The 10,606-nt window shown below is 69.9% G+C and carries 12 protein-coding genes, 1 tRNA gene and 1 other RNA gene; 6 read left to right on the forward strand and 8 right to left on the reverse strand.

Annotated elements, in window-relative coordinates:
- Window positions 1-71: 71 nt before the first annotated feature.
- Complete coding sequence (glmS, locus tag KUG39_RS05815) at window positions 72-1,970, forward strand: glutamine--fructose-6-phosphate transaminase (isomerizing) (protein WP_216913525.1); 1,899 nt, start codon at window positions 72-74, stop codon at window positions 1,968-1,970.
- Between the two features lie 232 nt (window positions 1,971-2,202).
- Here the strand turns inward: glmS and KUG39_RS05820 are convergent, their stop codons facing one another.
- The 3 genes from KUG39_RS05820 to rimM form a co-directional block, all read right to left on the reverse strand.
- Complete coding sequence (locus KUG39_RS05820; protein ID WP_216913527.1) at window positions 2,203-3,237, reverse strand: ATP-grasp domain-containing protein; 1,035 nt, start codon at window positions 3,235-3,237, stop codon at window positions 2,203-2,205.
- On the reverse strand, window positions 3,234-4,682 hold the full coding sequence (locus tag KUG39_RS05825) for a mannose-1-phosphate guanylyltransferase/mannose-6-phosphate isomerase (RefSeq protein WP_094584331.1): 1,449 nt from the start codon (window positions 4,680-4,682) through the stop codon (window positions 3,234-3,236). The genes KUG39_RS05820 and KUG39_RS05825 overlap by 4 nt, the downstream gene beginning before the upstream one ends.
- 92 nt (window positions 4,683-4,774) lie before the next feature.
- Window positions 4,775-5,290, reverse strand: a complete 516-nt coding sequence (gene rimM / locus KUG39_RS05830; RefSeq protein ID WP_216913543.1) for a ribosome maturation factor RimM — start codon at window positions 5,288-5,290, stop codon at window positions 4,775-4,777.
- 185 nt (window positions 5,291-5,475) lie between these two features.
- On the opposite strand from rimM, the gene KUG39_RS05835 reads away from it, so the two are divergent.
- A complete protein-coding gene (locus KUG39_RS05835) occupies window positions 5,476-5,655 on the forward strand; it encodes an NAD(P)H dehydrogenase subunit NdhS (RefSeq protein ID WP_015109734.1) in 180 nt (59 codons plus the stop codon).
- On the opposite strand, the gene rnc is transcribed toward KUG39_RS05835, so the two are convergent.
- The 4 genes from rnc to KUG39_RS05855 form a co-directional block, all read right to left on the reverse strand.
- Window positions 5,633-6,388 carry a ribonuclease III gene (gene rnc, locus KUG39_RS05840; RefSeq protein WP_094584332.1) on the reverse strand — a complete coding sequence of 252 codons (756 nt, stop codon included), beginning with the start codon at window positions 6,386-6,388 and terminating at the stop codon, window positions 5,633-5,635. The genes KUG39_RS05835 and rnc overlap by 23 nt on opposite strands.
- 12 nt (window positions 6,389-6,400) lie before the next feature.
- Window positions 6,401-6,814, reverse strand: an RNA gene (rnpB, locus tag KUG39_RS05845) — RNase P RNA component class A.
- Window positions 6,815-6,848: 34 nt separating this feature from the next.
- A complete protein-coding gene (locus KUG39_RS05850; protein WP_216913529.1) occupies window positions 6,849-7,616 on the reverse strand; it encodes an HpsJ family protein in 768 nt (255 codons plus the stop codon).
- A 146-nt stretch (window positions 7,617-7,762) separates the two neighbouring features.
- Window positions 7,763-8,356 carry a hypothetical protein gene (locus KUG39_RS05855; RefSeq protein ID WP_216913531.1) on the reverse strand — a complete coding sequence of 198 codons (594 nt, stop codon included), beginning with the start codon at window positions 8,354-8,356 and terminating at the stop codon, window positions 7,763-7,765.
- Window positions 8,357-8,715: 359 nt separating this feature from the next.
- On the opposite strand from KUG39_RS05855, the gene KUG39_RS05860 reads away from it, so the two are divergent.
- The 4 genes from KUG39_RS05860 to KUG39_RS05875 all read left to right on the forward strand — a co-directional run bounded on the left by KUG39_RS05860 (window position 8,716) and on the right by KUG39_RS05875 (window position 10,052).
- Window positions 8,716-8,789: transfer RNA gene (locus tag KUG39_RS05860), tRNA-Arg, on the forward strand.
- 43 nt (window positions 8,790-8,832) lie between these two features.
- Window positions 8,833-9,084, forward strand: coding sequence for a hypothetical protein (locus KUG39_RS05865; RefSeq protein WP_216913533.1), 252 nt, complete (start codon window positions 8,833-8,835; stop codon window positions 9,082-9,084).
- Between the two features lie 89 nt (window positions 9,085-9,173).
- The gene (locus KUG39_RS05870; RefSeq protein WP_094584336.1) at window positions 9,174-9,491 is read left to right on the forward strand and encodes a DUF8670 family protein; all 318 of its coding nucleotides are present in this window, start codon (window positions 9,174-9,176) and stop codon (window positions 9,489-9,491) included.
- Between the two features lie 81 nt (window positions 9,492-9,572).
- Window positions 9,573-10,052, forward strand: coding sequence for a DUF8661 family protein (locus KUG39_RS05875; protein WP_216913535.1), 480 nt, complete (start codon window positions 9,573-9,575; stop codon window positions 10,050-10,052).
- Window positions 10,053-10,068: 16 nt separating this feature from the next.
- On the opposite strand, the gene KUG39_RS05880 is transcribed toward KUG39_RS05875, so the two are convergent.
- On the reverse strand, window positions 10,069-10,606 hold a 538-nt coding region (locus KUG39_RS05880), incomplete at its 5' end, for a glycogen/starch/alpha-glucan phosphorylase (RefSeq protein WP_216913537.1).

Raw genomic sequence — 10,606 nt, forward strand, 5'->3', positions numbered from 1 at the left:
GCGCCGCCGCTGCCCTCCCATAAGCTCATGCCCGGCGCCTGCGCCGGGCTTTTTTTTGGCCTACTTGTTCTATGTGCGGCATCGTTGCCCTGATCGGCTCACGGGAGGCGGCCCCCCAGCTGCTGGAGGGCCTGCGCCAGCTGGAGTACCGCGGCTACGACTCCGCCGGCATCGCCACCGTTGACGGGGCCGGCCTGCACTGCCTCAAGGCCGAGGGCAAGCTGGTCAACCTCACGGCCCGCTTCGAGGAGCGGGGAGCGCCGGGCCAGTGCGGCATCGGCCACACCCGCTGGGCCACCCACGGCAAGCCGGAGGAGCGCAACGCCCACCCGCACCTCGACGGCAGCGGCCAGCTGGCCGTGGTCCAGAACGGCATCATCGAGAACCACCGCAGCCTCCGGGAGGAGCTGCAGGGCGAGGGGGTGGAGTTCCGCTCCGACACCGACACCGAGGTGATCCCCCACCTGATCGCCCGCTGGCTGCGGCAACGGCAGGCCGAGGGGGCCAGCGCTTCGCCGGCGCTGCTGCTGGAGGCCCTGCAGCAGGTGCTGCCCCTGCTGCACGGGGCCTATGCCCTGGCGGTGGTGTGGGCGGCGGTGCCTGGGGCGGTGGTGGTGGCCCGGCGCCAGGCGCCGCTGCTGATCGGCCTGGGGGAGGGGGAGTTCCTCTGCGCCAGCGACACCCCGGCCTTGGCTGGCTTCACCCGCACGATCCTGCCCCTGGAGGACGGCGAGGTGGCCTTGCTCACGCCCCTGGGCATCGAGCTCTACAACCGCGACGGAGCGCGGGTGCAGCGCAACCCGACGCTGCTGGTGGGCACCGAGCACGTGGCGGACAAGCGCAGCTTCCGCCACTTCATGCACAAGGAGATCCACGAGCAACCCGAAACGGTGGCCCTGTGGGTGGCCCGCCATCTGCCCGAGGGCGCCCTGGTGGCCCTTCCCCTCGATGAGTCCGTCTACGAGGGGGTGGAGCGGATCCAGATCCTCGCCTGCGGCACCAGCCGCCATGCGGCCCAGGTGGGGGCCCATCTGCTCGAGCAGCTGGCGGGGCTGCCCACGTCGGTGTTCTACGCCAGTGAATTCCGCTACGCCCCGCCGCCGCTGGAGCCCCACACGCTCACCATCGGCGTCACCCAGTCAGGGGAGACGGCCGACACCCTCGCCGCCCTGGCGATGGAGCAGGACCGGCGCTTCCTGGTGGCCGATCCGGCCTACGCCCCCAGGCTGCTGGGCATCACCAACCGCCCGGAGAGCTCCCTGGGCCGCCTGGTCCCCCACCTGCTCGACATCGGTGCCGGCATCGAGGTGGGGGTGGCCGCCACCAAGACCTTCCTCGGCCAGCTGCTGGCCTTCTACGGCCTGGCCCTGGCCTTCGCCGAGCGCCGGGGCGGCACGGCCCATCCCCTCGGTGGCGGCCGCACCCCCGCCCAGCTGCGGGAGCTGGTGGAGCAGCTGCGGGCCATGCCGGCGGTGCTGCAGCGCCTGGTCGACGACCATGACCGCTGCTGCGCCGAGCTGGCCCACCTGTTCGCCGACACCCAGGACGTGATCTTCCTGGGGCGGGGCATCAACTATCCGATCGCCATGGAGGGGGCCCTCAAGCTCAAGGAGATCAGCTACATCCACGCCGAGGGCTACCCGGCCGGTGAGATGAAGCATGGACCGATCGCCCTGCTCGATTCCCGGGTGCCGGTGGTGTCGATCGCCGTGCCGGGAACCGTGTTCGAGAAGGTGCTCTCCAATGCCCAGGAGGCCAAGGCCCGCGATGCCCAGCTGATCGGCGTGGCGCCCGCCTGCCCCGACACCGAGCTGTTCGACGTGCTGCTGCCCCTGCCGGAGGTGGACGAGCTGCTCAGTCCCCTGCTCACGGTGATCCCGATGCAGCTGCTCAGCTATCACATCGCCGCCCACCGGGGCCTGGACGTCGATCAGCCCAGGAACCTGGCCAAGTCCGTCACTGTCGAGTGAGGGTGTGGCGCTGCGGGGAACCTCCGGTCGGCGAGCCGGCCTGGGCCGGCAACGCCGCCTCCGGTTCACCGCAGCGCCACACCCTCCCGGGGGAGGGGGCTCGAGAGCCTTCTGCCGCAAGCGTGGATGGTCTGTTCCTCCCTCCCCCTCCCGCCAGCTCCTGTGGCGCTGAGGGCGCCGACCGAAGGCGGCGTTGCCCGCTCCGCGGGCTCGCCGCCCCAGGCCGGCGCCCTCAGCGCCACAGGCTGGTCCCCGGCCAGAGCTGGCCGAGTTGCAGGTCCAGGTCCCTGCCCACGAAGGGGAGACCGTTGCTGGGGGAGAAGGTGACCTCGTTCAGGTAGATCCGGCCGTCGTCCCCCACCATCAGGTCGACCCTGACCGAGTGCAACGGGCCGGCGACGGTGCGGGCCACCTCCAGGCAGCGCCGCTGGAGAGGTTCGCTGAGCTGGAAGTCCGCCAGCCGCTTCTCCGCAGGATCCTGCTCGGCCAGGGGGACGAAGCGTCCGTCCAGCAGCAGGCGACGGTTGGGCTTGCCCGGCTGCAGCGCCTTGGCGAAGACCGTGATCAGGGCCACCTCTCCCCCGAGCACGTAGAAGAGCAGGGACAGCGACGGGATGCGGGAGGAGATCGACCGCTCGATCAGGAGGCGCCGGGGGAAGCTGTTGTACCACCACTCACCCTGCCCGAGGCCGAAGGGGCGGCTCAGCCACCGCCGGCAGGTGGCCTCCAGGGCCTCCCGCTGCCCTGCCTCCAGCGGGAAGCGGATGCGCTGGACCATGTCGGAGCCGTGGCTGGCCTTGAGGTAGTACTCGCCCGGCTCCAGCTGCCCATTGGCGGGCAGCTGGGGCTGGTCGTGGTGCCAGACCACCTCCGGCACGCTCACCTGGCCCGCCAGGGCCGGGGGCAGGAAGCTGCCCGTGAGCAGCTTGTTGCCGCTCTCGGGCACCTTGATGGGGGCGAAGAACTTGGCGTGGCTCACCTTCTCGGAGTAGGAGCGGGGCCTGGCGAGATCGGGGTAGCGGCCGCAGGCCCTCCGGTAGGAGGCCAGGACGTTCTGCAGGACCGCGATCAGGTCCTGGCGGCTGTAGTGGTCGATGCCGCGGCGGAACCCCTCCGGTGGGGCCGTCGCGAACGGCGACGGGGTGGCGCGCTCCATCCTCCGCAGGAGGCGGCGGGCCAGGTGGCGGCTGATGGCCGCCGACAGGGCGCGCCTGAGCGGTCGCAGGGGCCGTTCCGCCCCTGCCATGAAACTGGACACGCTCTTCAAGGGCAGGTCAGGGGGGCGTCACTGCGGCCGTACTGGTCGTCGAAGCGCACGATGTCGTCCTCGCCGAGATAGGGGCCGCTCTGCACCTCGATCAGCTCCATGGGGATCTTGCCGGGGTTGGTGAGGCGGTGCCGGGCGCCGAGGGGAATGTAGGTGCTCTGGTTCTCGCCCACCAGCTCCTCCACCCCGTCCTTCTCCACCACGGCGGTGCCCCGCACCACCACCCAGTGCTCGGCCCGGTGGTGGTGCATCTGCAGGGACAGGCTGGCGCCGGGCTTCACCGAGATCTTCTTGACCTGCCAGCGCTCCCCTTCCACCACCCCGTCGTAGTGGCCCCAGGGGCGGTAGATGCGGCGGTGGGCGCGGCTCTCGGGGGCCCCGTCCCGCTCCAGCCGGCCGACGATGCCCTTCACCTCCTGGGCGCGGTCGCGGTGGGCCACCAGCACCACGTCGTCGGTCTCGACCACCACCAGATCCTCGACCCCCAGCCCCACCACCAGGCGGTGCTCACTGCGCAGGTAGCAGTTGCGGCTGCCCTCGCTGATCACCCGGCCCCGCAGCACGTTGCCTTCCGGGTCCTGCTCCGAGGTCTCCCAGAGGGCCGCCCAGCTGCCCACGTCGCTCCAGTCGGCATCGAGGGGCAGCACGACGCCCCGGTCGGTCCGCTCCATCACCGCCACGTCGATGGCGATGCTGGGGCCGTTGGCGAAGGCCTCCCGCTCCAGCCGCAGGAACTCCAGGTCGGCGCTGTCGTGCTCCAGGGCGGTGCGGCAGGCGCTCACCACCTCGGGGACGAAGCGATCCAGCTCCGCCAGGATGGCGCTGGCGCGGAACAGGAACATGCCGCTGTTCCAGGTGAAGCGGCCGGTGGCCAGGAAGGCCTCGGCGGTGGCCCGGTCCGGCTTCTCCACGAAGCGGGCGATCGGCACGGGGGTGGCCGCCAGGGGTTCGGAGGCCTCGATGTAGCCGTAGCCCGTCTCGGGGCTGGTGGGCACGATGCCGAAGCTGACCAGCTGGCCGGCGGTGGCGGCGGCCATGCCGGCGGCCACGGTGGCGCGGAAGTCGGCGGCCCGGCGGATGACGTGGTCGGCCGCCAGGATCAGCAGCAGGGGGTCCTCGCCGCGGGCGGTGGCCTGCAGGGCCGCCACCGCCACCGCCGGGGCGGTGTTGCGCCCCACCGGCTCCAGCAGGATCGCCGCCGGCTCGACGCCGATCTGGCGCATCTGCTCGGCCACGATGAAGCGATGGTCCTCGTTGCAGATCAGCAACGGCGGCGCCAGGTCCGGCAGCCCCTGGAGGCGCTGGTGGGTCTGCTGCAGGAGGGTTTCCTCGGTGGTGCCGGCCAGGGGCCAGTACTGCTTCGGATAGCTGGCCCGGGACAGGGGCCAGAGGCGGGTGCCGGTGCCGCCGCAGAGGATCACCGGAACCAGGGAGGGGGTAGCCATCGCGGCGGCAGCTGTCCCGCAGGACCATCAGACGGGCCCATTCAACCGGAGCCGCACCCGGCCGTCAGCGTCCGGGTGAACCCCGGAGGGTTTCAGAGGTCCAGAAGGCCGGGGGGCGGCGTCAGGCCGATCCAGCCCTCCGCCAGGTTCACCTCCGGCACGATCGCCTCCACGAAGGGGATCAGCAGCCGCCGGCCGCCGTCGCTGAGCTCCACCTCCAGCAGGTCGTTGCCCCCGTGGATCAGGTCGGTCACGGTGCCGATCGGGGCCTGGGGATCCGGCAGCAGCCGCACCTGGAGCCCCACCAGATCGAGGAGATGGAACTCCCCCGGCTCCAGGGTGGGACGGTCGGCGGCCGGCACCATGAGGTGATGGCCCACCAGGCCTTCGGCGGCGTTGCGGTCGCCGATGCCCTCGAGGCGCAGCACGAACAGGGTTTTGCCGGGCACGGGTCTGCCGGCCAGCAGCCGCACCGGCCGGGGTTGGCCCCCGGGGGCCTGCAGCCAGCGGGGGCCGGGCCGGGTGAACCGCTCGGGAAAGTCGCTCAGGGGCAGCAGGCGCACGTCGCCGCCCATGCCCTGGGCCGCCACGACCCGCCCCACGGCCATGAGCTCACCCGGGTCGGCCCCTTGGCTCTCGTTGCTGGTGTCGGCCACGGCCTGATCGCTCCCGTCGCGGCGCATCATCGCGTCACGGGGCTGTGCGGTGCCCGCGGGCACCCGCCAGGGGCTCCATCGGGGCGCTTCTGCATCGATAATGGCCCCACTTGATGGTCCCCTCCAGGGCATCCGCCATGGCCAGCAGCCCGATCCTGCCCGGTTCCACCGTGGTGGTGCGCGATCCCCGCTCCATTTACAACGGCTACCAGGGCTTCGTGCAGCGCATCAGCGGGGCGATGGCCGCCGTGCTGTTCGAGGGCGGCAACTGGGACAAGCTGGTGACCGTGCCCCTCAGCACCCTGGAGCAGGCCTGAGCGCCAGCGCGGCCAGCGCCGCCCTGGCCGCCTGCTGCTCCGCCTCCCGGCGGGAGCCGCCCCGCCCCTCACCGCTGAGGTCGGCCACCTCCACCCGGCATTCGAAGCGCTCCGGATCCCCGTGCACCCGGCTGCGCTCCTGGCTGCGGTAGATGGGCAGGCCCTTCCCCTGGCCCTGGCTCCATTCCTGCAGCACCGACTTCCAGTTGTGGCGCGCGGGGTCGGCCAGCAGTTCGGCGGCGCTCAGCTGCCAGTGGGGGGCCAGCCAGCGCTGCACGGCCATCAGGCCGCCCTGGGGACCGCCCCCCACCGTATAGATGGCGCCCACCAGGGCCTCGGCGCATTCGGCCAGCACGGTGGAGCGGCCGGCCCGGTCGCCGGCAGCCATCGGCCCCATCAGCAGCACCGGCTCCAGGGCGATGCTGCGGGCCAGCTCGCTCAGCCAGCGGTCGGACACCAGCTGGGCCCGCAGGGCGGAGGTGTCGCCCACGCTGAGGGAGGCATGCTCCCGGTGCAGGAACTCGGCGGCCGCCAGCCGCAGCACCGCGTCGCCGAGGAACTCCAGGCGGTCGTGGTGGCGTGGGAGGCCGGTGGAGCTGTGGGTGAGGGCCTCATCCAGGGTGTCGAGGGCGGCGTCCGCGGCGGCCGGATCCGGGGGCAGCAGGCCGGAGGGGGCGCCGAAGCCGAGGCTCTCCAGAAAGGCCAGGATCTGCTGGCGGCGCTGGGGAGTCATCGCGGGGCAAAAGGGGAAAGCAGGACGTAAGCCGGGTTCTGTTCTCCCCAGCCGGCGGCGGACCGCCGGCTGGGGGGGTGATCATCTGTCTGGGACCGCCGTCACCGGCGGCCTCGAGCGGCGCATGGGAATCGGGACGGGGAAGATGGCCAACCGCTGTCCCTGGGCCTTGCTCCCAGCCGGGGTTTACCAAGCCGGCACCTCTCGATGCCGCTGGTGCGCTCTTACCGCACCTTTGCACCCTTGCCTGTGCGCCGGGCAAGCCCGGGCCATCGGCGGTGTGTTTCTGTGGCACTGTCCTCACGGTCACCCGCACTGGGCGTTACCCAGCAGGCCTGGCCATTGGGGAGCCCGGACTTTCCTCAACCGGCCGCGGCTGTGGCCCGAAGGCCGCACCGCACCGATCGCGATCACCTCGCCTGCTTTCCGGGGTCACTGTAGGCAGCCACCCCAGGGGGCTTCACGCCACGCGGCCGCGGCGGCGGGGCTTGTTGCCGAAGATCCCGAGCGCCTTGTCGAGAAGGGTCGGCCCGCCTTCCTTGCCCTGGCCGAAGGCCGCGAATCCAAGGGCGAACAGCAGGGACTTGAGGGTGTTGTTGGCCGCCTCGCTGATGAAGTTCTGCAGCCGCTCGGAGCGGGCCTGATCGTTCTGATAGACGAGGGCGTTGAAGCGGGAATCCGCCTGGGCCACGATGGTCTGCTTGAAGGAGAGAAACGGCTGATTCAGCTTGGGGGGCAGGTTGATGGGCTGGTTGAGCTTGCCGAGCAGGTCGCGGAGCTCCTGCTCGTTGCTGGTGGCCTCCAGTTGCCGCTTGAACTTCCTCCAGGCGGCCTGGGTCCGGCCCTCCTCGCCGGATTTCTGCTGCAGCACCCGCATGCCCGCATACAGCTGAACCGGGATCATCACCAGGTAGAGAATCGCCACCCAGGTGCAGATGTTGCGCAGCAACTTCACGTTTCCGTGGATGGGTTGGGAGGCGCCGGGGAAGGCGCTGGCGGTGCAGATCAGGAGGGTGCCGATCAGCAGGGAAAAGCCCGCTCCCGTCAAGGCACCGGAGAGCTGCAACTGCCAGGCGGGGTCGAGCAGACGCACCGGCAGGGAAGCGAACACCAGCGTGACGAGCCCCAGGCCGAGGGAGACCAGGCCGATGACGGAGAACGCCTGGGCGGCCTCCTTGCCGACGCGGACCTCACTGCTGCCTGAAACACTGGGTTCGGTCGCATCCATCACTGGGCTTTTCTCAGACAGCAGGGCCAAATCTACCGGGAGCCCGCCGTTTGTCAGGATGGGCGTTCATGCCTGTGCGGGGCTCGACCCGCACACAAAAAAGCCCCCACCGGAGTGGGGGCAGGGGATACAGGACGACGCCTGGATCAGACGGTCTGCTTGATGCGGCTGCGCAGCTTGCGGGAGAAGCCGAAGGCGGCGGCAGCACCCAGGAGGGGCAGGGGGCCGGGGACGGACTCATCCGCGAACTTCTGGGTCACGGTGTCGTTGATCCCAGGGGTGAAGTTGTTGGGGAGGTCATCAACGAACAGCTCGGAGATGAAATCAGCCACGACAGGCTGGGCGGCAACGGGGAACGAAACCGGACCGTCGTCGAACTGACTCAGACCAGCCCTGGAGCTTTCCGTGGTGATGGTCGGACCGTTGGTGAGGGCGGTCAGGGTCTTGGTCCAGGCGGGGACGCCGGCACCGATGGCGGCGTTGAGTGCATCGTTGCGGATGCTCGCCAGGCTCTGACCGGTTTCGAGGGCATCAAACACCGTCATGGTGTAGCCGAACGTGTAGGTGCCGGGGATGAACGCCCCGAAGGCCGACAGCGAGTGGTTGGCGCCGATGTTCTGGAACAGGAAGTTGGAACTCCCCAGAGCACCGGTGGTGTCGTTGGTGATGAAGAAGTTGCTGTAGATCTTGTCGCCGATCTGACAGGCGAACGAACCACTGAAGATCGTGGTGGCTGCCACCAGGCTGTTGCCACAGGCGGCAACGGAGGCGGTGCCTTCAACGCCGCCGGGGAACCCGCCGGAGGGGGCGTTGAAAACCTGGGCTTGGGCCGGGGTGGCGGAAAGGAAAGAGGCGGCCAGGCTTGCGCTGAGCGCAGCCCCAAGGCCTATAGGCGATCTGAGCGAAAGCATGGTGGGTAAGAGGAAAGGAGTCGTACCGCCGAAATACTACCACCTCTCACCCGTTTCACAGAATTCCCCCGACCATGTCCGTGAACCCGCAATTGCGGCCCTGGTCGCTGGAGGTCGGAGCCAGGCGGCCACTGGGTTCTGACGGGGCTGGCCGTGCCGGACCCGGCAGCCTTCATAATTGGCCGCAGGGGGCTGTAGCTCAGCCGGATAGAGCGACGGTTTCCTAAACCGTAGGTCGTGGGTTCGAGTCCCGCCAGCCCCGTTCCCCCGGCAGGCCTAGATTTCCTTGAGAATTTCTTAAGCCCATGGCTCCCCGTCCCCTGCTCTCCCCCTGGCTCGCCACCCCCGTCGCCTTCCTCGCCGGTGCGGCCGTCGCCTCGGGCGTGGCCGTGGCCCAGCAGCCCAACATGCAGAACGCCCTGAATGCGCTGTTCAGCGCCCGGTCGTCCCTGCAGATGGCCGCCCCCAACAAAGGTGGGCACCGCGACCGGGCGATCAACCTGGTGAACCAGGCGATCGCCGAGGTGGAGGCCGGCATCGCCTACGCCGGCAACTGACGTCTGGCCTGGGCCGTAACGAGCGCTACCGCTGGTGGGCTTCCCAAAGCGGACGCTCCCGCTAGCGTGTCGCCAGTCGTCAGCAGTGGATGACCCAGCTTCACGACCTGCGCCTGCGGTTGCTGGTGCAACAGGAGAGCGAATCGATCGCCCACAGCCACCCCGACGAACTCGATCTGTCGGTGGTCCAGGCCCGCTGCCTCTGCTGGCTGGCCTTGCTGGCCGATGCCCATGAGGAGCAGGCCGGCGATGCCGAGCGCCGCGGTGACGTGGAGCAGGCCATGGGCTGGTTCGCCGACTCGATGCGCCTGCGCGATGTGATTCAGGTGGTCAGTTCGATCGAGATTCCCCTGCCGCTGCTCCAGGAGGCGGGGGACCATCCCGATCAGGACCCGATGGCCGCCTGAGCGCTTCGGCTCCGGCGCTGCACTTTGCCCCGCTGCTCCCGGTCGGTGCCATGATGACCATTGAATGAAAGAAGGGACGCGGTGCCAGAAGAGCCCTGCCAATGTCCTGATTGCCAGCGGTTCTATCGGGAACACGACCGGCTGATCCGCGAAAATCCCAGCCTGCGTCAGCAGCAGGAGCTCAACTGGGCGGCGCTGCAGTCGTTCCGCACCCTCGCCGGCCGGGTGCTGGAGGAGCTCCAGAAGCAGCACGGCGACGGCGATACGCCCCCCGCCCCCGCGGCCCCTGAAGCCGCCTCAGCCGACGCCAGCGCCGACGCACCCCCTGAAAACGAGGCGATCCAGCAGGCCATGGCTGATCTGGAGAACATCAACGCCCACCTTTTCTCCATCGAAGCCCTGATGGAGCGCATCTTCGACGTGAGGGTGCCCGAGCCCGTGGAGCAGACCTTCCGGGAAGTGGCCGGCGAACTGGCCCCCGACCCCCTCAACGCCGACCGGCTGCGTCTCAATCGGCTGCTGCATCAGACCCCCGACCTGCCCGATCACCGGGGCGGCTGACCCGCCCCGGCCCGTCTCACTGGGCGGCGGGCAGCCGACGGCCCTTGGCCGGGGCCTCGTCGATCTCGCAGGTGATGGTCACGGGGAACTCCTCCGCCTGCCAGATCCGCTCGCAGTACTCCCGGATCGAGCGATCCGAGGAGAACAGGCCGCTGCGGGCGGTGTTCAGCAGCGACATCCGGTTCCAGCGGGGGCGGTCGCTCCAGGCCTCGCTCACCTCCTGCTGGGCCTTCATGTAGGCCTCGAAGTCGGCCAGCACGAAGAAGGGGTCGCGGCCGGTGAGATTCTCCAGCAGCGGTCGGAACAGCTCCTTGTCGCCGTTGCTGAAGTGGCCGCTCTCGATCAGATGCAGCACCTCCGGCAGCTCCGGGGTGGACCCGATCAGCTCCCAGGGCCGGTAGCCCTGCTGCCTGAGTTCGGCGATGCCCTCGGTGGTGCGGCCGAAAAGGAAGAAGTTGTCGTCGCCGACCTGCTCGCGGATCTCGACGTTGGCGCCATCGAGGGTGCCGATGGTGAGGGCGCCGTTCATCATGAATTTCATGTTGCCGGTGCCG

The organism is Synechococcus sp. CCAP 1479/10 (assembly GCF_019038515.1).
Lineage (GTDB): Bacteria > Cyanobacteriota > Cyanobacteriia > PCC-6307 > Cyanobiaceae > Cyanobium.